17 protein-coding genes and 1 pseudogene are annotated in these 22,156 nt (G+C 65.8%); 9 read left to right on the top strand and 9 right to left on the bottom strand.

Annotated elements, in window-relative coordinates; all coding sequences use genetic code 11:
* Window positions 1-206 precede the first annotated feature (206 nt).
* Complete coding sequence (locus tag AC1DIP_RS04635; protein WP_477733009.1) at window positions 207-1,298, top strand: SDR family oxidoreductase; 1,092 nt, start codon at window positions 207-209, stop codon at window positions 1,296-1,298.
* On the opposite strand, the gene AC1DIP_RS04630 is transcribed toward AC1DIP_RS04635, so the two are convergent.
* Window positions 1,252-2,487 (bottom strand): MFS transporter, encoded by a 1,236-nt coding sequence (locus AC1DIP_RS04630; RefSeq protein ID WP_477733008.1) that lies wholly within the window; start codon window positions 2,485-2,487, stop codon window positions 1,252-1,254. The two genes, AC1DIP_RS04635 and AC1DIP_RS04630, sit on opposite strands and share 47 nt — an antisense overlap.
* Before the next feature lie 233 nt (window positions 2,488-2,720).
* Here AC1DIP_RS04630 and AC1DIP_RS04625 point away from each other — a divergent pair, with 233 nt between their 5' ends.
* Window positions 2,721-4,454, top strand: a complete 1,734-nt coding sequence (locus tag AC1DIP_RS04625; RefSeq protein WP_476207395.1) for an ABC transporter transmembrane domain-containing protein — start codon at window positions 2,721-2,723, stop codon at window positions 4,452-4,454.
* A complete protein-coding gene (locus AC1DIP_RS04620) occupies window positions 4,451-6,478 on the top strand; it encodes an ABC transporter ATP-binding protein (RefSeq protein WP_477733007.1) in 2,028 nt (675 codons plus the stop codon). Before AC1DIP_RS04625 ends, AC1DIP_RS04620 begins: the two co-directional genes overlap by 4 nt.
* A 60-nt stretch (window positions 6,479-6,538) precedes the next feature.
* On the opposite strand, the gene AC1DIP_RS04615 is transcribed toward AC1DIP_RS04620, so the two are convergent.
* Window positions 6,539-9,439, bottom strand: a complete 2,901-nt coding sequence (locus AC1DIP_RS04615) for a helix-turn-helix transcriptional regulator (protein WP_477733006.1) — start codon at window positions 9,437-9,439, stop codon at window positions 6,539-6,541.
* A 597-nt stretch (window positions 9,440-10,036) separates the two neighbouring features.
* Between AC1DIP_RS04615 and AC1DIP_RS04610 the strand changes: the two genes are divergently transcribed.
* On the top strand, window positions 10,037-11,485 hold the full coding sequence (locus tag AC1DIP_RS04610) for an HNH endonuclease signature motif containing protein (RefSeq protein WP_477733005.1): 1,449 nt from the start codon (window positions 10,037-10,039) through the stop codon (window positions 11,483-11,485).
* Window positions 11,486-11,529: 44 nt separating this feature from the next.
* On the opposite strand, the gene AC1DIP_RS04605 is transcribed toward AC1DIP_RS04610, so the two are convergent.
* Window positions 11,530-11,997 carry a hypothetical protein gene (locus tag AC1DIP_RS04605; protein WP_476207389.1) on the bottom strand — a complete coding sequence of 156 codons (468 nt, stop codon included), beginning with the start codon at window positions 11,995-11,997 and terminating at the stop codon, window positions 11,530-11,532.
* A 230-nt stretch (window positions 11,998-12,227) separates the two neighbouring features.
* On the opposite strand from AC1DIP_RS04605, the gene AC1DIP_RS04600 reads away from it, so the two are divergent.
* Window positions 12,228-13,265, top strand: a complete 1,038-nt coding sequence (locus AC1DIP_RS04600; protein ID WP_477733004.1) for a hypothetical protein — start codon at window positions 12,228-12,230, stop codon at window positions 13,263-13,265.
* A 60-nt stretch (window positions 13,266-13,325) separates the two neighbouring features.
* On the opposite strand, the gene arsA is transcribed toward AC1DIP_RS04600, so the two are convergent.
* Complete coding sequence (arsA, locus tag AC1DIP_RS04595) at window positions 13,326-15,083, bottom strand: arsenical pump-driving ATPase (RefSeq protein WP_477733003.1); 1,758 nt, start codon at window positions 15,081-15,083, stop codon at window positions 13,326-13,328.
* Window positions 15,084-15,257: 174 nt separating this feature from the next.
* Window positions 15,258-15,730: pseudogene (locus tag AC1DIP_RS04590) on the bottom strand (GNAT family N-acetyltransferase).
* Between the two features lie 191 nt (window positions 15,731-15,921).
* Between AC1DIP_RS04590 and AC1DIP_RS04585 the strand changes: the two are divergent.
* The 3 genes from AC1DIP_RS04585 to AC1DIP_RS04575 all read left to right on the top strand — a co-directional run bounded on the left by AC1DIP_RS04585 (window position 15,922) and on the right by AC1DIP_RS04575 (window position 17,674).
* A complete protein-coding gene (locus AC1DIP_RS04585; protein WP_476207385.1) occupies window positions 15,922-16,833 on the top strand; it encodes a patatin-like phospholipase family protein in 912 nt (303 codons plus the stop codon).
* A 255-nt stretch (window positions 16,834-17,088) separates the two neighbouring features.
* The gene (locus tag AC1DIP_RS04580) at window positions 17,089-17,223 is read left to right on the top strand and encodes a hypothetical protein (RefSeq protein ID WP_387560811.1); all 135 of its coding nucleotides are present in this window, start codon (window positions 17,089-17,091) and stop codon (window positions 17,221-17,223) included.
* A gap of 106 nt (window positions 17,224-17,329) precedes the next feature.
* Window positions 17,330-17,674: a hypothetical protein gene (locus tag AC1DIP_RS04575; protein ID WP_477733002.1), complete on the top strand. Its 345-nt coding sequence runs from the start codon at window positions 17,330-17,332 to the stop codon at window positions 17,672-17,674.
* Window positions 17,675-17,762: 88 nt separating this feature from the next.
* Here AC1DIP_RS04575 and AC1DIP_RS04570 read toward each other — a convergent pair whose 3' ends face one another.
* Window positions 17,763-18,998, bottom strand: a complete 1,236-nt coding sequence (locus AC1DIP_RS04570) for an NYN domain-containing protein (protein WP_477733001.1) — start codon at window positions 18,996-18,998, stop codon at window positions 17,763-17,765.
* A gap of 153 nt (window positions 18,999-19,151) precedes the next feature.
* Entirely contained in the window at window positions 19,152-19,511 is a 360-nt protein-coding gene (locus tag AC1DIP_RS04565; protein WP_476207377.1) for a VOC family protein, read from the bottom strand.
* A gap of 77 nt (window positions 19,512-19,588) precedes the next feature.
* Between AC1DIP_RS04565 and AC1DIP_RS04560 the strand changes: the two genes are divergently transcribed.
* Window positions 19,589-19,909 carry a hypothetical protein gene (locus AC1DIP_RS04560; RefSeq protein WP_477733000.1) on the top strand — a complete coding sequence of 107 codons (321 nt, stop codon included), beginning with the start codon at window positions 19,589-19,591 and terminating at the stop codon, window positions 19,907-19,909.
* Between the two features lie 26 nt (window positions 19,910-19,935).
* On the opposite strand, the gene AC1DIP_RS04555 is transcribed toward AC1DIP_RS04560, so the two are convergent.
* Together AC1DIP_RS04555 and AC1DIP_RS04550 are read right to left on the bottom strand one after the other, a co-directional pair.
* Window positions 19,936-20,919, bottom strand: a complete 984-nt coding sequence (locus AC1DIP_RS04555; protein WP_476207374.1) for a LysM peptidoglycan-binding domain-containing protein — start codon at window positions 20,917-20,919, stop codon at window positions 19,936-19,938.
* Between the two features lie 234 nt (window positions 20,920-21,153).
* Entirely contained in the window at window positions 21,154-22,110 is a 957-nt protein-coding gene (locus tag AC1DIP_RS04550; RefSeq protein WP_477732999.1) for a zinc-binding dehydrogenase, read from the bottom strand.
* Between the last annotated feature and the right edge of the window lie 46 nt (window positions 22,111-22,156).

The following is a 22,156-nucleotide window of genomic DNA, read 5'->3' as shown; positions in this document are numbered from 1 at the left end:
GGCCTGTCTCGCCCTGATCGGACGCGCGGGGCCGGACGCTTTCATGCAATTTCCGTCCACCGGAATATCTGCCCGGGCCGCCGGCTTGTCGCCTAAGGGCCCTTGCCGGCCCGACGTCCCGGCGTGACGCAGCGCGGCCGCCTCCGCCCACGCGTGAGGCCGCGGCCGCGCGCGGACGCAACCAGGCACCTACCAAGAGGAGCGCCATGACCAACGGATCAGGAACAGCAACGGGCAACCAACGGACTGCGCTGGTAGTCGGAGCCACCGGCATCGCGGGGTCTGCCCTCGTGGATACCCTCGCGGGCGATGGCTGGGAGGTCCTCGCCTTGTCCCGCCGGCCAGGCCCTGGGCGTTCCGGCGTCAGGTGGCTATCTGCGGACCTGACCTCCGCTGAGTCGCTGGCCGCCGTCCTTGGTCCGGAAAATCCCTCCCGCGTGTTCTTTACCGCTTGGTCGCGCCGGGACACCGAGGAAGAGAACATCGCCGTCAACGCGGGCATGCTGCGGGACCTGCTCGCGGCGCTGCGGGGCAAGGAGGTGGCACACGTTGCCCTGATGACCGGGCTCAAGCATTACCTGGGACCGTTCGAGGCCTACGCGGCGGGAGAGATGCCGGACACGCCCTTCCACGAAGAAGAGCCGCGACTGCCGGTACGGAACTTCTATTACGCCCAGGAGGACGAACTGTGGGCCGCGGCAGGGGAGCAGGGTTTCACTTGGTCCGTGCACCTCGCCCACACCGTTATAGGGCATGCGGTAGGCAACGCCATGAACATGGGACTCACGCTTGCCGCGCAGGCCACCCTATGCCGGGACAGCGGGGAGCCCTTTGTCTTCCCCGGTTCCGAAACGCAGTGGGACGGCCTGACCGACATGACGGACGCCGGCCTGTTGGCCGAGCACATGCTCTGGGCTTCAACTACCCCTGCGGCCGCCAACGAGGCCTTCAACATCGTCAACGGCGACGTGTTCCGCTGGCGCTGGATGTGGCCGAAGCTTTCCGCCTACTTCGGTGTGGAGTGGGAGGGGTACCAGGGCGGCCCGCGTCCGCTGGAGCAGTCGATGGCAGGGCGGGAGGACCAGTGGCGGCAGATCGCCGCGGAGAACAACCTCAGCGAACCCGACCTGAACCGCGTGGCGAGCTGGTGGCACACGGACGGAGACCTGGGGCGCGGCATCGAGGTGGTGACGGACATGGGCAAGAGCCGGGACGCGGGCTTTACCGGGTATCGCCGGACGCTGGATGCCTTTACCTCGCTGTTTGACCGATACCGGGCCGACCGGCTGATTCCCTGATGACGCGGTCGCGTCCGGCGAACAGACCCACCACTGCCAGGACGGCCATGGCTCCGGCGGTGCCGAGCAGTGGAAGTGTCCAGTCCCCGCTGGCATCCCGGAGCGCACCAAAGGCCACCGGGCCCACCGCGGCCAGGCCGTAGCCCACGGACTGGGCCATGCCGGACAGTGATGCGGCCTGCGGATGGTTCACTGTCCGGAGGCTGAACAGCGACAGGGCGATGACAATGAGGCTTCCGCATCCGACGGCGCCCAGCAGGACCCACAGGAGGATGAGGTCAGGCGCGAGCGCAAGGCCCAGGAAGGTTGCGAACACCAACGCCCCGCTGGTGAAGGACACCAGCCGCTGGTCCCGTCCCCGGTGCAGGACCGCGCCCGCCCCCAGGCTGGCGAACACGCTGGTCAACAGGAAGACCGACAGATGGACGCCGGCAGTGGTGGCGGGAATCCCGCGGCTCTGCTCAATGGTGGGCAGCCAAGCCATCAGGACGTAAAAGGCGATCGATTGCAGCCCCATGAACGCAGTCACCTGCCAGCCCAGGGCTGAGACCCAGGGCGACCGGTGCGAGGTTTCGGTCCTGGCGGAATGGCTGCTGGCTGTCCCGTGCCGGCGCAGCCAGGGCAGGAGCACGGCCATGGCGATGAGGGCCAGCCCCACCCAGGCGCCCAGGGCCAGCCGCCACCCTGCCGGGGAGGTTTGCGCCACGGGAACGACGACGGCGGCCCCCACCGCGGCGAACGCGGCCTGGGCAGCGGTGTAGCTGCCGGTGACCTGGCTGACCCGCAACGGAAAGTCCCGTTTCACGAGGGAGGGAACCAGGACGTTGAGGAACGCTATGGCCACGCCGATCAGGACCGTCCCGGCCCAGATGAAGCCGGGCACAGGCAGGGAGCGGAGCACGATGCCCGAGGCGAGGATCAGCAGTGACATCCACAGTGCCCTGTCCAGGCCCAGGCGGGCGGCAAAGCCGGGCGCCAAGGGTGAGAAGACAGCGAAGGCTATGAGCGGGAGGCCGGTGAGGAATCCGGCTGCGGCACTGGACAAGCCCAGGTCGGTGCTGATGTTCACCAAGACGGGTCCGACGCTGACGAAGGACACCCGAAGGTTGACTGCGACGAGCAGGACGCCGATGAAGGCGGCTCCGAACCTGGCAGTGCGCTGAGGGGGGTTCCGTGTGCCGGCAAACATCGTTGTTTCTTCCATCCTTCGGTGGGGTGGGGCGCGGTTGGCGCCACCCATCCAGTTCTCTCACACGAAAGTACCCACCGGTGCCGCTGTATCCCGGCGGGTCCGCCAAATACGCCGTGGGAGAACCTGCCATTTTTCCCAGCCAACTGTAAGGATCATCCGCTCCTCCCGGACGTACACTGACCTTCGCACCACGTTTTGTGGACACTCCGTCAGGTGAGGGCCTTTTTCGTATGCTCTGGAAGTTGCTCGTCGAATACCTGCGGCCGCACCGGCCGCTGCTGGCCGCCGTCGTGGTTTTCCAGCTGGCGCAGTCCATCGCGTCCCTGTACCTGCCCACGCTGAACGCGGACATCATTGACCAGGGCGTGGCGCGGGGCGATACCGGCTACATCCTGTCTACCGGCAGCGTCATGCTGCTGATCACCCTGGCCCAGATCGCGTGCTCGGTGGTGGCCGTGTACTTCGGGGCCAAGGCCGCGATGGGCCTGGGCCGGGACCTGCGCGGCGCCATCTTCGAGCGGGTGGGGCAGTTCTCTGAACAGGAAGTCACCAAGTTTGGTGCGCCCAGCCTCATCACCCGCTCCACCAACGATGTCCAGCAGGTGCAGCAGCTGGTGCTGATGTCCGCCACGCTCATGGTGGCCGCGCCCATGCTCAGCATTGGCGGGGTGATCATGGCCATCCGGCAGGACGCCCAGCTGTCCTGGCTGATTGCCGTGTGCGTCCCGGTGCTGCTGATCGCCGTCGGGCTGATCGTCACGCGGATGGTGCCGCTGTTCCGCAAGATGCAGGCGCGGATCGATACCGTGAACCGGGTGCTCCGCGAGCAGCTCACCGGCATCCGGGTGGTGCGGGCGTTCGTGCGCGAGGACATGGAAACCGAACGGTTCGCGGGCGCCAACGCGGACGTTACCGACGTCGCCCTCCGCGCAGGCCGGCTGATGGCCCTGATGTTCCCCACCGTCATGCTGGTCCTGAACGTCTCAAGCGTGGCGGTGATCTGGTTCGGCGCGTTCCGAATCGAGGACGGGTCCATGCAGGTGGGCACGCTGATCGCGTTCCTGAGCTACCTGATGCAGATCCTGATGTCCGTCATGATGGCCACCTTCATGGCCGTGATGATTCCGCGTGCGTCGGTGTCCGCGGACCGGATCGGCGAGGTGCTGGGCACCAGCTCCAGCGTCATGCCGCCGGAGCAGCCGGTCACCAGCGCGGTCCGGCGTGGTGAGCTGGAAATGCGCGACGTCGGATTCGCCTACCCGGGTGCCGACCAGCCTGTCCTTTCCGGGATCAGCTTCACCGCCCGGGCGGGACAGGTGACCGCGATCATCGGCAGCACCGGCTCGGGCAAGACCACCCTGGTGAACCTGATGCCGCGGCTGTTCGACGCCACCTCCGGGGCGGTGCTGATGGACGGCGTGGACGTGCGGGACCTGGACCCGGACCTGTTGTGGGGGCACATCGGGCTGGTCCCGCAGAAGCCGTACCTCTTCTCCGGCACCGTGCGCAGCAACCTGCTGTACGGCAACCCGGACGCCACCGAAGACGAGCTGTGGAGCGCGCTGGAGATCGCCCAGGCCCGGGACTTCGTGGAGCAGATGGACGAAAAACTGGACGCGCCCATCTCGCAGGGCGGCACCAATGTCTCCGGCGGGCAGCGGCAGCGGCTGGCGATCGCCCGGGCACTGGTGAAGCGGCCCGAACTGTACATTTTCGACGATTCGTTCTCCTCCCTCGATACCGGCACGGATGCCCGGCTGCGCCAGGCGCTGAAGCGCAACATTGCAGGCGCCACCATGGTGATCATCGCCCAACGCGTCTCCAGCATTGTCGATGCGGACCAGATCCTGGTGCTCGACGACGGCAGGATCGTCGCACAGGGCACGCACCACGAGTTGCTGGAGGCTTCGGAGACGTACCGCGAAATCGTCTCGTCCCAGCTGGCAGCGGAGGAGACGGTATGAGCCACGGACCCGCTCCCGCACGCGGCGCCAAAGGTGCGCCCGCTTCCGGACCCGGCCAGGCCGACGTCGTACGCATTCCCCGTCCTGCCGGCGGACCCGGACGGGGCGGCCCATTTGCCGGGATGAACGTGCCGGCGGAAAAGGCGATGAACTTCGGCGGCTCCGCCAAACGCCTGCTGGGAACCCTCCGGCCGGAGCGGTTCTGGCTGGTGCTGGTGCTGGCCATGGCGGTGTCGGGCGTGGTGCTGCAGGTGATCGGGCCGCGGCTGCTGGGCGAGGGCACCAACCTGATCTTCTCCGGCGTCGTGTCCAAGCAACTGCCGCCCGGAATGACGCAGGCGCAGCTGATTGCGATGCTGCGGGCGTCCGGGGACAACCAGAAGGCGGACATGCTCAGCGCGATGACGCTGACGCCGGGCGCGGGGATCGACTTTTCTGCGCTGGCCAGCGTGCTGACGTGGGCCCTCGTGCTGTACGTGCTGGGATCGGCGTTCATGTGGGGGCAGGCATATGTGCTCAACGGCGTGGTGCAGCGGACGGTGTTCGGGCTGCGCGAGCAGATTGAGGCCAAGATCAACCGGCTGCCGCTGCGGTACTTCGACTCGATCCAGCGCGGTGAGCTGCTCAGCCGGGTGACCAACGATGTGGACAACATTTCGCAGAGCCTGCAGCAGTCCATCAGCCAGGCCGTGACGTCCGTACTGACCGTGCTGGGCGTACTGGTGATGATGTTCATCCTCTCGCCCACACTGGCACTGATCGCGCTGGTGACCATCCCGCTGACGCTGGGGATCACCACGCTGATCGCCAAGCGCTCGCAGAAGCTTTTCGTGCAGCAGTGGAAGAACACCGGCGAGCTGAACGGCCAGATCGAGGAGACCTACACCGGGCATGCGCTGGTGAAGGTGTTCGGCCGGCAGCGTGAGGTGGGGGAGCGGTTCCGGCAGAAGAACGCCGAGCTGTATGAGGCGAGCTTCGGGGCGCAGTTCATTTCGGGGCTGATCATGCCGGCCATGACGTTCATTGGGAACCTGGTGTACGTGGGGATCGCCGTGGTGGGTGGCCTGCAGGTGGCCTCCGGTGCGATGCAGCTGGGCGATGTGCAGGCGTTCATCCAGTACTCACGGCAGTTCACCCAGCCGCTCGCGCAGCTGGGCTCAATGGCGAACCTTTTGCAGTCCGGCGTTGCTTCTGCCGAGCGGGTGTTTGAGCTGCTGGATACGGAGGAGCAGTCCGCCGATCCTGTGGGGGCTGCCTTGCAGAGCCCTGATGGTGCAGCGCGCGGGCGGCTGGTCTTTGAGGATGTCTCCTTCTCCTATTCGCCGGACAAGCCGCTGATCAGCGGGCTGTCCCTGGCGGCTGAGCCGGGGCAGACGGTGGCGATCGTGGGGCCCACCGGGGCGGGCAAGACGACGCTGGTGAACCTGATGATGCGGTTCTACGAACTCGACGGTGGCCGGATCACTTTGGACGGGGTGGACATCACCACCATGAGCCGGCACGACCTGCGCTCGCGGATGGGGATGGTGCTGCAGGATACGTGGCTGTTCGGCGGGCCCATCCGGGACAACATCGCTTACGGGCGGCCTGCTGCGTCTTCTGCTGAAGTTTTGGAGGCGGCGCGGGCAACGTACGTGGACCGGTTCGTGCACTCGCTGCCCGAGGGGTACGACACCGTTCTCGACGATGAAGGGTCCAACGTGTCCGCCGGCGAGAAGCAGTTGCTGACCATTGCCCGGGCATTCCTGGCTTCGCCCTCTGTGCTGATCCTCGACGAGGCGACGTCTTCGGTGGATACCCGGACCGAGGTGCTGGTGCAGAAGGCCATGAGCGCTTTGCGGTCCGACCGGACGTCCTTTGTGATTGCGCACCGCCTGTCCACGATCCGCGACGCCGACCTCATCCTGGTGATGGAGGCCGGCCAGATCGTGGAACAGGGGAACCACGCTTCACTGCTGGCCGCCGGCGGGGCCTACGCACGGCTGTACGAGGCCCAGTTCGCGGCACCGGTGGCGGAGGTGTAGGGACTGCCGGATGTTAGGGACCGACGGATTTAGGATTGCGCAATTCACGCAATCCGCCCGCTAATCCGGCTGCGGGGCGTCCGTTGCAGCCAGCCGCGCAAGGTCCACCCGGTTGGCAGCACCTGTCTTCCGCAACAGGTTCGAGACATGGGAGCTCACCGTCTTCTCGCTGATCATCAGGGCCCTGGCAATTTCGCCATAGGTCCGGCCGGCCACGATGTGGTTCAGGATGTCCAGTTCCCGTGGTGTAAGCCCTGGAAGCCGCGCGGGAAGGGACAGGGATGTGCGCTTGACGGGCGTCAAAGGGATCCGCGCCTGGGCGGCCAGGAGCTCCAGGGCCGACTGGACCGGTGCTGCTTCAAGTTGGGCCGCCAGCGCGAGGCCCCGGTGAAGGAATTCAGCTGCACGTGGCCCGCGGTGGTGCCCGTGCAGCAGCAGGGCCTCCACGGCCCTCCTGCAGGCGTAGGCCTCCTCCCATGGCAACGACGCGTCCCTGAGCGCGTCGGCGGTAGCTCCCCATTGCGCTGCATTGCCCGCATCGTTCCTCGCCCGCCCGAGCTCGGCAGCGTACAGGGCATTGAAGGCCGCTACTTGGCGTTTGTACAGTTCCGAGTGCCCCATCCGTTCATGGAGTATCTCCGGGAACCTTTCCTGGAGCTGGGTGGCTTCTTCCAGGAGTTCGGAACCGGTGAGGCCGTGGTCCCTTTCCTGCCGGACCTGGTCCGCCAGGGCACGGGCCGCGATGGGCAGCAGCCATTCGCACATCGTGGGAGGTGGGCCGGGGCTGGTGGCGCCGGTCATGGCTGCCGAGAAGGCAAGCCGCGAACGTCCGGCTGCCACATGGACTTCGGCGCGGACCGCATCAAACGTGAGGTTGAGGTAGCCCGAGTTGTCCTTGTACAACTCCTCTGCGCGCTCAAGATAGATCGCAGCCTCATCATGGCGCCCTTGTAAATGGGCCAGCCGGGCGGCCGTCAGCCTGGCATCCACATCCCCCATCGGGCCGGGATCGAGTCCCACGGCTATCCTCAGCGCCGCCCGGCATTTCGGCCACGCGCCGATGGCCAAGTAGCTGGCCGCCTCGGTTGCCGCAATTTTGGCCGTATACGAGTGCGGGGCTCCCTGCTGTACCAGCTCCTGCCTGGCGCACCCCAGAAGGTCTGCGTATTCCTCGCTGGTCCAGGGGCCCTGCGCATTGCCTGTCCAGTACGTCGCATGGACGAATGCCCAAAAATCGCGTGCCCGGAGCGCCTCGCGCGCGCCTTCGGCTGCCAGGTTCCGGGCTGCCTCAAACCGATCTGCGGCGAGCTCAGCAATTGCGGCCGCAGTCAGGGCATAGGCCAACGCCCGGTGATCGCCCGCCTCCCGCGCCAGGGCGAGCGATTGTGCCGCCGCAGCATCCGCGCCCGGCTCGCCGTGCCACATGCTCGCGTGCGCGAATTCGGCCAGCGACATTGCATGTTGCCGGCTCTCCGGTGCTGCGGCGGACAGGCGGACAGCCTCCTGGATGTCCGCCATGGGAAGGAAGGCCTGCCCGGTAGAGAACTGAAGGTGCATCCGGCGCACCAAAAGTTCGGAGGCTTGCAGCGGCTCCCTCACCGGGTCCACGTGTGCCAGTAGTTCTTCTGTTGCTTCGAGTTCAAGTGCCAGTGCGCCCGCTTCCCCGGCTGCGGCCCGGAGCTTGTCCCAGAGATCCCGTGGCCATTCCCCAAAGTCCGGAACGGCTGGCTGCAGCCGGATCGCCCGCCGCAGGAGCCGGATCGCATCCCCAAAGGCGCCTTGTGCCGCTGCCATGTCCGCTGCGGCGATCGCCCACCGGAGGGCCTCCCCGGGCCGATCAGCCGCGGAGTAGTGATCGGCGAGAGCCACGGCATCGTCCGCGGGCGGTGGGGGCCCGGTGCCCAGCCTTTGGTAATGGGCGGCAGCGAACGCCGCATGCCATCGCCGCCGCTCGCCCGCATCCAGTCCCTGTTCCAGTGCTTCGGCAATGATGGGATGGTGGAACCAATACTTACCGTCCTGGGTCACGTCCAGGAGGCCTTCCTCCACAGCTGACTGAAGGAGCGGCAGGACACCGGCGGGTCCTATGGCGGACCCAGCGACGTCGAGCAGTTCCGTACTGCTGGCCGGCCGTCCCCCGAGCGCCATGATCTGGGTCAACTCACGGGCTCCGAACGACAAGCCCTGCCAGGATCGCAGGACCGCGGATTTCAGGTCGGGCGGAAAGCCGGCGGGAAGACGCCGTGATTCTGCGGTGAGCCCCGCAACGAGGAGACGGTTGAGGTAGGGGTTCCCGGCCGAACGGGCGAAGACATCAGTGACGAGCGACTGGTATGGAGGAGCTTCCAGAAGGCCTGCGAGCTGCGCTTCGGTGTCGGGGCGGTCCAAGGGTTCGAGCCGATGTATATCCACCCGCGGCATGCGCCGGACGTCGGTCATCCAGCGATGGAAGGTACCTCCGTCGGTCCGCACGGTGCCTATGACGCCGAGGGCCCTGTCGCTGGGTCCCGCCACCAGGTACATGAGGACATCGAGGGTACTTTGGTCAGCCCAGTGGAGGTCATCGATCGTCAGGATCACTGGCGACCGCCGGCACAGCGCTGTCAGCCACTCGTCTATCTGGACGAGTACATCGGGGCGGGAGTCACCCGAGAGCACCGGTGGCGGGGGGACTGGTCCGTTGGTGCCGGCTTCCGCCGCGCGGAACGCAGCCCGCAGTGCGAGGAACGGCACGTCCATGGATGACAGGGGGAGCGCACCCCCGCTCAGGACGAGGACGTTCCGCGGGACTGACGCGATGGCTCGTGTGACAAGCGCTGTCTTGCCGATGCCGGCGTCGCCGGTGACGATGTACGTCCTCGCTGTTCCGGAGCAAACGCTGTTGATGATGCCGGTCAGTTCGGAAAGGTCGGCTTCCCGTCCCACCAGTTCAGAATCGCCGGCGCTCCGCGCATTCGCCACAAATCCAGCTTGCCACCGCCGAACCCCACCGGTACAGATCTAAGGCTACCCCGCCTGTTTTTAAGGGTGACCGCCGGATGTGGATGAGGTGCCGCCAGACGGAAAGTGGACGTGTCCAAACAAACTGCTTTCCGAAAGGACAGGCCATGTCCGGGTCCGTCAACTCATTACACCGCTTGGTAGTTATCCTTCCCCTGCTTCTTCTCGCGCTGGCCGCCCCCGCTGCCAATGCAGACACCGGCAGCGACACGCTCGTCCCGTACGATGGGCCCAGTTTCGAGAACTGCGCGCTGACCAGGATAGGAACCCAACTGGTTCGCTGTGACAACCTCACCGGCGCAGGGGTGCCGGCACCATTTTGGATCCCCGAACAGCCGTGACATCACGTTCCTGACAGCTGCTGCAAAGTTCTTGCAGCAGCTATGCACACCCCCACCCAACCAGGGCGGACGACGCCGGGTTTCCACCGCCGTCGTCCGTTCCGCCCCAGCCGCCCAATGGCAGGGGCTGCTCCGGCCGACGATGTGGCGCTGCATTGGACCGTGCCGTCGAAGGCGCCCAACTAAGAATGTCAGACCCCCGTGACAGTCTTTGGTTATGGGAACCGGAGCGGTTGTGGATGCGAAAGGCACGGCCGGAATCGCCGGTGCCGTCGCATCCCTGACCGGGTTCGTGGACCAGTTGGCGGGAGCCTTGAACCTACCTTCGGACCCTTGGGACGGTGTCGGCCGCTCGGATGGTTACGACCCGCTGCATGAACTTTCCGAGTCCTGCCTAAACGGCCTGGGCATCGTGGCCCGCGTCGAAGCTGCTACTGCAGCGGTGAAAGTCCGGCTGCTCGCAGAATATTCGGAGGCCGCCGCCGCCATGGAAGCGCCGGCGGAAAATACCCATGAATCATCGGCGCGGGACATGAGTGTCGTCGCCGAAGTCGCCTGCACGCTCACCGTCGGCGAGGGAGCCGCATCCGCGCTGTTGCAGGACGCCCATGCGCTCACCACGTCTCTTCCGGCTACGCTCAACGCCATGGAGGCTGGCGCCGTTTCCTGGCGGCATGCCCAGATCATGGTTGACGAAGCCAATGGCCTGGACTCTGCAGCTACAGCGGCATTGGAAGCCCACTTCCTGGACCCGGAGGCGCCCAACGCGGCTCGGGGTGCATCTGCCGGAGAGCTGGTGCCGGGCCGTTTCCGTCGGAAGTTACGTGCCTGGCGGGAACGCCATCACCCCGAGTCCCTCGAAAGCAGGCACGTGAAGTCGTGGGCGGACCGGCGGATGGAGTACTCGCCGGACCGGGAAGGAATGGCTTGGGTTTCGCTCTATCTGGCTGCAGACTCGGCCTGTGCGGTGTGGAACAAGACGTCCGCCCTGGCCCGTGGGCTGCAGGGACCGGACGAGCCAAGGACCCTCACCCAGCTCAGGGCAGACGTGGCCGCCAAATTGCTGCTCGGTGGTACCGCGGACCTCGCCGGACCCGGGCCGTCCCTCAAATCCGATGTGCTGGTCACGGTACCAATCCTTTCCCTCCTTGGCGTCACGGACGAGCCAGCAGACCTGGACAACTATGGGCCCATCCCTGCGTCCATGGCACGCAGACTCGTCACGGAAGGTGCCGGCTCGTTCTACCGCGTGTTGGTGGACCCCCGCGACGGAGCCCCGCTGGAACTTGGCCGCACGAACTACCGGCTCACGGAGGCGCTAAAACGATGGTTGCGGATGCGGGATGGCAAATGCACCTTCCCGGGGTGCAGCAGCCCCAGCCCCGACAATGAGGCGGACCATCTCAGGGCCTGGGAGCGCGGAGGCACCACCGGAATCGGCAATCTGGGACAGCTGTGCCCAAAGCACCACCGGCTCAAGCATCGGACCGGGTGGAGTCCGGGTGCCGCTTCCAGGAATGAGCCACCGGCGTGGACATCGCCCAGCGGTCGCAAATACAAGGCCGAACAACCCGACCGGGAACCGACCCACTGGCCGCCGGGCTGCCTGCCCGGAGAGACCAGCGTGCTGGAGGCATCGGCAGTGGACTATCTCGCTGCCTTGTAGCAAGCGTCAGCCGAGCGCACCGATGCAGGCGCGCCCGCACCACGTCAGCCGCCTGCACCTACCGCTGCTGTTTCGACCGAGAGGAGCCTGGCGTAGTTCAGGCACATGCTCACGCCTTCATTGGCAGGCACCCGGTTTCCATCAAGGGCCACCGGATCACCCTGGGCCAGTGACGTGCCGCCGGGCAGGACCACGGCTTCGCCGCGGAAGGTGGTGCCCGCAGGAAAGAGCAGGGTCCAGTCGTCGCCGTCATCCGCCAGGACCGTGACGCAACCAGCACCGTCACGGGACACCTTTCCCACCACTTTGGCTTCCACTTGGGGCGTGGCAGATGCATCATCCACCGTGACCGCCTTGGTGCCCCCAGCGGAGATGATCAGCTTGGTGGTGATCTCCTGTTGGATGACCGGATCCGGACTTTCGGACGGCGATTGAGCGGGTTCCTGGGCAGAACACGCTGCCAGGAAAAGGACCGTGGCCGCGTACGCGGCAGAAGTGATGCCGGGTTTCATATCTCCCCCCACAGAAAGCTGATTCCCCAGCATAACGGCAGGCACCCAGACACCTCGCGCCCAGAAAACCAGGCACCCGGCACCCGCGAAGCGTCCTGTCCCTGCGCGTTCACCGTGCGGCCATCGTGAAGCCCACCACCGTTATCCCTGGTCAAGCATTCTTGCCGGGCACCCTCTGTCCAGCCTCTCCCAATGAGCCGGGCGGAACATCCCCGTTCAAGGAGTAGACCGTGTACGTGAAATCCGCCCTTGCCACTCTGGCCGTTCTTGCCACCCTGGCCGGAGCAGCAGCTCCCGCCCAGGCCGCGGACAACACCACGGACAGCAACCAGGCCTTCACCTTCGCCGCCATCGGCGACATCCCCTATGGCGCCGCCGAGATCGCCAAGTTCCCGTCCCGCATCCAGGATCTCAACGCGGACAAGGAACTGAAGTTTGTAGCACACGTGGGCGATATCAAGAACGGTTCCTCCGTTTGCTCGGACCAGTACTTCTCCTACATCCGCACCCAGTTCGACACCTTCACCCACCCACTGGTCTACACGCCCGGCGACAACGAGTGGGTGGACTGCCACCGCACCAACAACGGGGCCTACAACCCCCTGGAGCGCCTGGACAAGATCCGGGAAGTCTTCTTCAACCAGCCCGGCAAGACCCTGGGCACCACCATGCCGGTGAAGTCGCAGGAGAACCTGGGCCTCCCGGAGGACGTCCGCTTCGAGAAGAACCGGGTGGCCTTCTCCGTCCTGAACGTCCAGGGCAGCAACAACTCCCTCCTGCCGTGGACCGGGCTGGGCAAGACTGAACCCACGCCGGAGCAGCTCGCCGAGGTGGAACACCGCACGGACGCCGTGATCGCCCAGATCCACCAGACCTTCGCCGACGCCAGGCGCAGCAACGACCGCGCCGTGGTGCTCATGCAGCAGGCCGACATGTTCGACCCGTCGCTGCTGGCCGACGCCACCGCAAACCCGGCAACCGTCTCCGGCTTCCGCGGGATCGTCCAGGCCATGGTCGAGGAAACCAACAACTTCGACGCCCCGGTCTACCTGGTCAACGGCGACAGCCACGTCTTCACCGAGAACCAGCCCCTCGCCGCGGGCTCACCCTGGCTGGGCATCTACGGCTCACCGGCCGCAGACAACCTGCAGCGGATCACCGTGGACGGCGCGAACAACGCCGTGGACTACGTCCGCTTCACCGTGGCCGGCAACAGCGCCAAAGGCGCCGACGTGCTGAGCTGGGAAAAGGTCCCCTTCAGCCAGTAGCAGCCCAGAGGAAGCGGACGACGGCGGGCACCCACCCGCCGTCGTCCGCATAGGGTTTCCCTACACCCGCTCGCGGCTGAAAGCGGTCAGCGAGGTCAGCTTCGTTTCCCCCACCGGCTCTTCGGGCAGCAGGGGAATCAGGGCAATCCTTTGCGCCATGGACCGCACCTCGGCGATCTGTTCGATTTCGTGTCCGGCGCGGGCCTGAAGCAAAGCCGTGTGGGGGTGGGCAGCCGCGATCGAGTTGTTGATGACCCAGGCCCACGGCTCAATTCCGGCCCGTTCCAGATCATTCTTTAGCTCCTTGGCCTCCAGCACAGGCGTCGTCTCAGCCAAAGTAACCAGAATGACTTTCGTCGTCAGCGGGTCCTGCAGACGCATGAGCGGCGTCACGAATCCGACGGAGTCTCCCACCTGGCGGAATATCTCCCGATGGTAGGAGCCGGTGGCGTCCAGGAGCAGCAGTGTGTGGCCGGTGGGGGCAGTGTCCATCACCACGAAGTTCCGCCGCGATTCCTGGACCACCCGGGAAAACTGCCGGAACACCGCCACCTCATCGGTACAGGGAGACATCAGATCCTCAGCCAAAGCTGCGCGTCCTTCAGCATCCATGTTCCGGCCCTTGGTTTCCATCACGTGGGCCCGGTACTCATCGATGGCCGCTATTGGGTCAATCCGGGACACTTTCAGCCCCGCAACAGACCCATGGAGTGTCTCGACCAGGTGCGCTGCCGGATCGGTGGTGGTGAGGTGGACGGCATGTCCCCTTTTGGCCAGGGAGACCGCGATTGCAGCGGCGACCGTGGTCTTTCCCACGCCGCCCTTGCCCATGCACATCACCAGCCCGTGGCCGTCGCGCTCGATGCCGTCCACCAAGGCAGCTAGTGGAGCATCCTCGATCTCCGGGACCGACGCCGGGTGCTCCACAGCCTCGGGAGCGGTCCTGAACAGGGATTCCAGCGCTGCCACACCAACCATGTTGGCGGGTTTCAGGTCCAGTATGTCGCGGGGGAGACCAGCGACTGACTCGGGAATCGCCGCCAGGGCCGCCGCTTCCCGGGCACGAACGGCCTTTGCGAGCTCCTCCTCACCGCCGGCTTGGGGAAAGACGCCGTTAACCACCAGGTACCCGCCGGAGATTCCAATCCGTTGGAGCTCCACGTAAGTCCGTTCAACCTCTTTCAGTGACGACTGCTGCGCACGGGTCACCAGGACAAGCCGGGTGCGCAGGGGATCCGCGAGCGCCTGGACCGCCTTTGCATACACCTCTTTGTGCTTGTCCAGTCCGGACAGCGGTCCCAGGCAGGACGGTTCGCCCGCGCCGGTAGCGAGGAAATCGGTCCATGACCCGGGAAGCTGCAACAGGCGGATGGTGTGGCCGGTAGGCGCGGTATCAAAGACGATGCGGTGGTACTGCGCAAATGCGGTGTCGTCTCCAAGCAGGCTGGTGAACTCATCGAAGGACGCCACCTCTGTGGTGCAGGAACCGGACAGGCTCTCCGCGATGCCGGCCAGCTCCTGCTCGGGCAGCACTCCCCGGACAGGGGCCAGGATCCGCTCCCGGTATGCGTCGGCCGCCTGTTCCGGGTCAATCTCCAGTGCAAAGAGGCCCGGCACTTGAGGAATGGCGGTGATGGTATTTCCAATGGCCATGCCGAAGACCTGGCCGATATTCGAGGCGGGGTCCGTGCTGACCAGCAGTACCTTCCGGCCCTCCCTGGCCAGGGAGAGTGAGGCGGCGCAGGCCACCGAGGTCTTGCCCACCCCGCCCTTGCCGGTGAAAAACAGGAACCGCGGCGGATTATCGAGAAACTTCACGGCCGAATGACCTGCTTGGCGGGACGGAAATGATCGGCCATGATGATGTTCCTTGCGCTCTGCGTGCAGACTGTTGCGGCCAGTCTTTCAGGCCCCCGGGAAGGGCCCCAGAGCCGAACGTCCCGGTCGACGGCGGGCGCCCACCCGCCGTCGTCCGCCTTCCTTATGGTGGAGCTAGAGGCGGAGCACCATGAAGACGCTGTTGGGGTCCAGCACGTAGTCGGCAAACGGCGGGCACTCCATGAACCCGTGCCGGGCGTACAGCCGGCGCGCGGGCGCAAAGTAGTCCTCGGTTCCGGTCTCCAGATAAACGCTCCCGAGGTTCCGCGCACGGGCGTCATCAAGAATATGCCCCAGCATGAGGGTGGCCACGCCCCGGCCCCGGGCCGTTGCTGCGGTGCGCATGGACTTGATCTCGCCATGCCTTCCCGGACTGGCGGGGGAGTCCAGCAGCTTGAGCGCGCCGCACCCCAAAAGGTGGCCGTTCTCGCGGGCCGTCCAAAACGTGATGGACGGGGCGGACAGCGCCAAGTGGTCCAGTGCATGGACGCTCTCGGCCGGCGAAGTGGCGAACATGTCCGCGAGGTGTTAGTCCAGGAGCAGGCGGACATCATCACGCGCGGGGCTGCCCGGTCAATCGAAATCATCGCTACAAACTTACCCGTTGCGCACATCAGCACCCGTGTGCCAAAATTCCCCTGATCGTGAACCGACTCCAGGAGGTGAGACCCATGAACGCTATATCCGTAATGGGTGCTCCCCCGCAGTCCACGATCCGCGGCTGACCCAGCCGCCCACCGGGAGCGCCGCACAGGCAAATTCGCGAAAGGCGACTCCCATGAACACAACACCTTCTCCCGTCCCGGACGCCGTTCCGTCGGTTCCTTCCGGGCGCGCCCTGGTCCTCGGCGGCGGCGGCTCCACAGGAAACGCGTGGCTGATCGGCGTTCTCGCCGGCCTCGCAGACGCCGGGCTGGACGTAACGGCGGCCGACCGGGTCGTCGGAACATCGGCCGGATCCACGGCCGCTGCGCAGATCGCGGGCGCCAGTCCGGCGGAGCTCTATGCCGCCGTCATGGACGCACCGCTTCCGCAGCGGCCGAAGCCCGCCGGAACTCCGTCAGCCGGCAGTCCGGTCCCCAACCATCTGGAGCGGACCGGCAGGATCATCGCCGGTTCCGCAACCGCGGCGGACATGCGCCGGAAGATGGGCGCCGCCGCCATCGACCTGGCGGCGGACTATGACCATTCCGGGCGGTGGCGGGCCACCGTTGCGGCCCGACTGACGACACAGGAATGGCCGGAGCATGAACTGCTGATCACAGCCGTGGATGCCAATACCGGCGAACCGGAAGTGTTCGAGCGGTCCGGCGGCATCGACCTGGTTGACGCGGTCGCCGCCAGTTGTTCCAGCAGCTCCGCCTACCGGGTTGGGGACAGGAGCTACATCGACGGCGGCTACCGGCGAAATGAGAACGCCGACCTGGCCGCAGGGTGTGGCAGGGTCCTGGTCCTGTCACCCTTTGGCGGCAGGACGCGGATGCCTCTTGAGTGGGGCATGCAGCTCGCCGCACAGGTGGAGGAGCTCCATGCACATGGCAGCAGAGTCGAAGTGATCTCCCCGGACAGCACGGCCGAGCACATGTTCGGCGCCAACGCCATGGACTTCTCACTCCGGCCGGCCGCGGCTCAGGCCGGATACAACCAGGGCAAAGCCATCGCCGCGGAACTAACTAAATTCTGGCAGTAGTGAAATATGCGAATTAAAGTTCGTTTTCTCTGCGGCGGCTGAGTTTCCGGCGGTTATTGCGGGATAAAACAAAGATAGGAAAAATCCTCGCGGCACAAAAAGATTTGCAGAAATACGCCAGTGAACCGGCCGCGCCCATTCCGTGCTGCGCTGGCGGCATCAAGCCGCCTCCCGATGCGCCACCGCAGGACTGGATAAAAAAATAAAAGTAGGTATGGTAGCCGGTAACGCAAAGCAAAGAAAGGCGTGATTCCGATGTCCGGAAAATCCCCCAAAAGCGGCGCCGCGAAAAAGGCCGGCAAGTCAATCCTGGAGAAACGTGCCGAGAAAAGAGCTAAAAGCGAAAACAGCGAGCTCAGTTTTGTAAAACCGCGCAAAAACCAGCGCTGACCAGGCCAGCGGGCGGCCGCCCGGGACTCCTAGCCCGCGGCCGCCCGCACCACCCCGGCAAGCCTTACCGCGCCCGAAGCCGGGGGTTCAGCCAAAGGACACCACCATGATGACCTCCCACAACGCCCTCGTCGTTCCCACCCGGCTTACCCAGCCGGTGCATATCCGGCCGATCGACCTTGACGAGACGGCCTTCCAGAAAATCGCGTCAGGCGGCATCGGTGTCCTCGCCGGCACTGATTGGCATGTCTATTTGGACAGCCAAGCCAACAGCCCGACCATGAATCCGCGCGCCGAAGTGCTCATCCGCGAGGCCGGCGTCGACCTTGACGGGACCATCCAGGGCACTGCCCTGTTCCTGGGGCGCGACAGGCTGGACGGCGAGTGTGACGCTCCCCGCCACCTCATCAGGCTTGCCGAGCAGCTGTTCGACCTGCCGCTCGCAGCGTAGCCGGCCCGGCGCTCAACGGTGCGTGCCGGGCCACACTGTTGGGGGGAGTGGACGGCGGCGGATGAGCAGCCGCCGTCGTCCACTGTGCTCACTTTTCCAGCAACCCGCCGCTCGCCCACCGGCGGACCGCCAGCTTTTCTGAAGCATCGAACTCCAGCAGCGCCACCCGGCAAAGTTCCTCCACATTGGCCGTCCACGCGGCAGCAATCTCGGCCGCGGTAGCATCATCCCGCAGCTGAAAATCGGCGTACGCCAAGCCCTGAAGCACAAAGTTCACGGCATTGCGGGAGACCGGTTCCCCGGCACTGACACAGTCGTCCCGCACCTGCCGGGCCAGCTCATTCCGGTTGAGCTGCTGTTCCCTGAGCCGGGCCTCCATGGCGGTGAAGATCTGCCGAAACTGGGCCGCCGACAAGGCCGGCACATCCGTCACCCGGGTGACCCGCTCCTCGACGCCGGGCTGAACTTCGGCGGGGGCGGGAAGGTCCTCAGCGGAGAACCGCTTGCTGTCCCACACCCAGCCGCCCTTGGCCGGTGAGTACTCGATGTCCTTGCCGATCTGGGCCACCCATGCTCCGAACCGGCCAAGGCCAGCCCAGTCCGTCTTCAACGACGGCTCCGCACTGAGGGCCCGGTGCGCCACCAAGGCTCCTTTCACCGGGCCGGACGCGGACCGGACAAACTTCAGCACCTCAGCCACCGCGGGCGAACCAGTTTTCGGCTTCGACTTTGCCGTTGCGGGGCCGGGCGGTTGCTTCGCCGAAGCCACGGCATGGATGGGTTCGGCGGTGGTGCCGTTGAGAATGGCGACGAAGTCATGCGACTCCACCACATGGTCCGCCATTTCCCGGTAAGCGAAAGCAACTGCGCCGGCGGCAATCACAGTGGTCATCCGGTCAGCTGCGCGGAACCGCTGGATCAGCGAGGTGAAATCGGCGTCGGCCGAGGCGATGAAGAACTCCTCGATGGCCACGCTTCCGGAAAGCGCATCCATGGCATCCAGCACCAGGTTGATGTCCGTGCTGCTCTTTCCGCGCTGCGTCAGCGACGGGCAGTCGATCACGCGAAACCCGGCCCGCGTCCAGTAGGGGCGGTACTTGGAGTACACCATGGGGTTCAAGTAGCAGTTGCGGATCAGGAACCTCCGCGAGTCGTCAGCGGCTCCGCCATCGGACAGGGCATCGGCCCACTGCTTGGGATCCTCGGCAAACCGCCTCGCCGCGGCCGGGTCCAGGGCCTGGAGGCCGGTAAAAACATTGTCGAAATCGACAAACATCGCTGCACGGATGCCAGGCCGGCGCGCGGGTTCGGGTGCCTTGTTCATTGGCTCAGTGTGCCAGCCGCGCCGGGATCCGCGGTGGCGTTGCTGCTGCGACACGCGAGCGGACGACGGCGGGTGCGCACCCGCCGTCGTCCGCCTGACGCAGGAGCTGCCTCCGCCGCGGCGGTACGCGCGGCGGTTCCGTCCCGGGCGGTCCTACCGGGGGCTTTTGTCGATGACGCAGAACAGGTTTCCGTCCGGATCCTCCAGCACCACGAAGTCCGGATCCTCCGGGTACGAGTCCCAGTCCACGCGCCGGGCGCCGAGCGAGACCAGCCGCTCCACCTCCGCGGACTGGTCCTCCGCGTACAGGTCCAGGTGGATCCGCGGGTGGTCCTGCACCGGGGTTTCGCTGAGCATGAGGGACAGTTCCGCGCCAGGGCCCGACGACGGCACCAGGGTCACCCACGTATCGTCACCGGCCTCCCGGGGAACATAGCCGAGGGCATCGTTCCAGAACTTGGTAGCGGCGGCGACGTCGTTGACGCCGAGGACAATGGTGCCAATGGTCAACATCCGCCTAGCCTAAACCCGAAGTGCCGGGCCGGGTAGGTGGCCTGCGGCCCGGCGGTGTCCGGGCTAGACTCGCCGGCATGGGGGAAGACAACACATCTAAAGAAAATGAACCATCCAGGCGCGCCGTTCCGGCCGCCGCAGTGCCTTTGCTGGGCTTAGTTGCCGTACTGGCAGGTGTCCTGATCGCCTACCTGAACCGCGACTTCACCGGATGGTTCGCGTACGCGCCGCTCAGCAACCAGCCTTTCACTGCCAACGGGGCGGCCTTCATCACCCAGGGCACCCAGGTCGGGTTGGCGGTCATGGTGGCCGGGCTGCTGGTGCTCGCCTTCTGGGCCGGCTACAGGCTGGGCCGGCGGCCCCGTCCCGCCGGCAGTGAAGGAAGAAGCCGGAGGTAAGGCGCTGCCCGGACCAGCGTCGGAGGTCAGGGACTGGGTTTGTTGATGGGCTTGTCGAGCGCCAGGCTGATGGTCTGGCCCGGTAACAATTCGCCGCTGGGCAGGTCGGCGAAGTCATACCAAGCCCCGGCCGTGCCCGTGCTCGGACGGTTGGCCGAGCGCAGCTGGTCGACGCCGAAGCGGAAGGCAACTTGCCGCTCGATGTCGCCCGGCGCCGTGGTGTAGGTCAGCGGGATGCCGTTGGCGTCGGTGGTGAAGGTTCCCTGGGCACCTTCGATCTTCAGCTCGCCCGGAATCAGGCGAACCTTCGTACCGGCAGGAATGGGCTGGTCCGCCACCAAGGACGGGTTGTACAGCAGGATCTGTGCGGTGGTTGAGCGGAACTTGTAGCCAAGGCTGTCGAACGAGTCGCCGTCCACCGTGGTGTAGAAGACCGTCTGGCCGAACGAGTTGTTGACCTCTGTGCCGGACCCCGAGCGGCTGTCCACCGGGTTTTTTTGCAGGCGGATGGCCCTTCCGGCCTGGATGAAGAAGACGTTCCCCTTTTCGTAGGCGAACGGAACCTTATTCGCTTCCGCCAACTGCTCCTCGGTCAGGTTGAACCGGTAGGTGATGCCGGCCAGGCTGTCGTCGGGTTCCACTGTGTAATCCATTGGGATGCCGTCTACGCCGCCCGTGGCAGCGCCCATTGCGCCCCGCGTTGGACCGGACGGCAGCAGCCGGAGCTTCGTGCCCGCAGGGATGACGGCTCCGGGCTGGAGTCCGTTGAACCCGGCCACCTTCGCCTCGGAAAGCTTGTTTGCCTTGGCTACTGCTGCCAGCGTGTCGCCCGCCGCCGTGGTGTAGAAGTCCACGTTGCCAAACGAGTCCCGCACGGTCTCCCCGCTGAGGGCGGGCTTCGCGGTGGAGGACACTGTAGGGGCGGGGGTGGAGGACTGGACGGCGGCCGCCGGCACTGCCGGGTGATCGGAATAGGTGCATCCCGCCAACCCGGCCAGCAGCAGAACCATTACCGTGGCGTGCGGCCACGCCAAGCGACTGGACGGCGTCTCTGATGTACAGCCGGTTCCCACCATGGATATGTCCCCCCCAATAAGTCCGGCGCAGCCGGGTCAAGGCCCACAGCGGACCAAAAGCGAGCCTAATGGATGAACCGCGGGCACGCCGAAGCAGCCGTCAAAAAAGCAAGCGGACGACGACGGGACATGCCCGCCGTCGTCCGCTCAGCAAAGTGCGTGGCTGATTTAGTCCTCGTAGACCGCGATGAAGCGGCCCACCACGCCGCCCTTGCGCAGCTTGTCGATGGCGCCGGGGATATCTGCCTGCTTGATGAGGTTCATCGGCGGGTTCAACTCGCCGGACTTCATCAGGGCATACAGGTTCTCCAGGTCTTCCTTGGTGCCCGACTTGGAGCCCTTTATGGACAGCTGGTTGATGATCAGCGGGTAGGTGTTGATGGTCGCTTCGAGGCGCCCCATGCCCACCTGGACCAGCGTGCCGAACTCGGCGAGGGTTTCAAGCGCCGCGGACGTGGTGGTGCCGAACCCGGCGTAGTCCACGATGAGGTCCAGGTTCTTGTCCTTGAACGCGGTAATGGAGTCGGCCACTCCGGCGAGGCCGATCTCATCGGCGAGCTTTTGCGTCTCGGGGTTCACCTCGGCGCCATAGACCTCCGCACCTGACAGTGCTGCCACGCGGGCGCCGATGTAGCCCAGGCCGCCCAGGCCAATCACGCCAACCTTCATGCCCGCCTTGGCGCCGCCCACAGCCATGATTGCGTGGTACGCGGTGAGCCCGGCGTCGGTGGCCATCGCGCCCAGCTCGAACGAGACCTCGTCCGGCAGCTTCACCAGGTTGTCGTCGGTGGAGAGGAGTTTTGGTCCGAAGCCGCCGTCCCATTTGCCATATCCCAACGCGTCGCCGTCCTTCATGACGGGGGAGAGGCCAACCCGGTCGCCAACCTTCCAGTGCTCCATGCCGGCGCCCACCTCGGTGATGACGCCCGCATTTTCGTGACCCATGGTGCGCGGGAGTTCGGGGAACAGCGGCATCCAGCCGGCATCGTCGATGGCGGTGACGTCGGAGTGGCACACCCCGGCGGCCTTGACGCTGACCACCACCTGGCCCGGACCTGCGCTGGGTTCAGCCACTTCGTTCAGCGTAAGGGGGTTGTTGGTGCCGGTGAACTGCCATGCCTTCATGGGGCATTCTCCTTCGGTCCGTTGGTTAAGTTCATGCATTTGCATG

This window comes from Pseudarthrobacter sp. 05T312, assembly GCF_056396685.1.
The sequence above is the reverse complement of the archived record's forward strand: the minus strand, read 5'-3'. Positions and strand labels throughout refer to the sequence as shown.

What these genes read in the sequence shown, in the direction of transcription:
- AC1DIP_RS04620 (WP_477733007.1), top strand. Translation starts at nt 4,451, where the DNA reads ATGAGCCACGGACCCGCTCCCGCACGCGGCGCCAAAGGTGCGCCCGCT.
- AC1DIP_RS04580 (WP_387560811.1), top strand. Translation starts at nt 17,089, where the DNA reads ATGTCCGGAAAATCCCCCAAAAGCGGCGCCGCGAAAAAGGCCGGCAAG.
- AC1DIP_RS04570 (WP_477733001.1), bottom strand. Translation starts at nt 18,998, where the DNA reads ATGAACAAGGCACCCGAACCCGCGCGCCGGCCTGGCATCCGTGCAGCG.
- AC1DIP_RS04550 (WP_477732999.1), bottom strand. Translation starts at nt 22,110, where the DNA reads ATGAAGGCATGGCAGTTCACCGGCACCAACAACCCCCTTACGCTGAAC.
- AC1DIP_RS04605 (WP_476207389.1), bottom strand. Translation starts at nt 11,997, where the DNA reads ATGAAACCCGGCATCACTTCTGCCGCGTACGCGGCCACGGTCCTTTTC.
- AC1DIP_RS04585 (WP_476207385.1), top strand. Translation starts at nt 15,922, where the DNA reads ATGAACACAACACCTTCTCCCGTCCCGGACGCCGTTCCGTCGGTTCCT.
- AC1DIP_RS04625 (WP_476207395.1), top strand. Translation starts at nt 2,721, where the DNA reads ATGCTCTGGAAGTTGCTCGTCGAATACCTGCGGCCGCACCGGCCGCTG.
- AC1DIP_RS04560 (WP_477733000.1), top strand. Translation starts at nt 19,589, where the DNA reads ATGGGGGAAGACAACACATCTAAAGAAAATGAACCATCCAGGCGCGCC.
- AC1DIP_RS04575 (WP_477733002.1), top strand. Translation starts at nt 17,330, where the DNA reads ATGATGACCTCCCACAACGCCCTCGTCGTTCCCACCCGGCTTACCCAG.
- AC1DIP_RS04610 (WP_477733005.1), top strand. Translation starts at nt 10,037, where the DNA reads ATGGGAACCGGAGCGGTTGTGGATGCGAAAGGCACGGCCGGAATCGCC.
- AC1DIP_RS04630 (WP_477733008.1), bottom strand. Translation starts at nt 2,487, where the DNA reads ATGTTTGCCGGCACACGGAACCCCCCTCAGCGCACTGCCAGGTTCGGA.
- AC1DIP_RS04635 (WP_477733009.1), top strand. Translation starts at nt 207, where the DNA reads ATGACCAACGGATCAGGAACAGCAACGGGCAACCAACGGACTGCGCTG.
- AC1DIP_RS04565 (WP_476207377.1), bottom strand. Translation starts at nt 19,511, where the DNA reads ATGTTGACCATTGGCACCATTGTCCTCGGCGTCAACGACGTCGCCGCC.
- AC1DIP_RS04555 (WP_476207374.1), bottom strand. Translation starts at nt 20,919, where the DNA reads ATGGTTCTGCTGCTGGCCGGGTTGGCGGGATGCACCTATTCCGATCAC.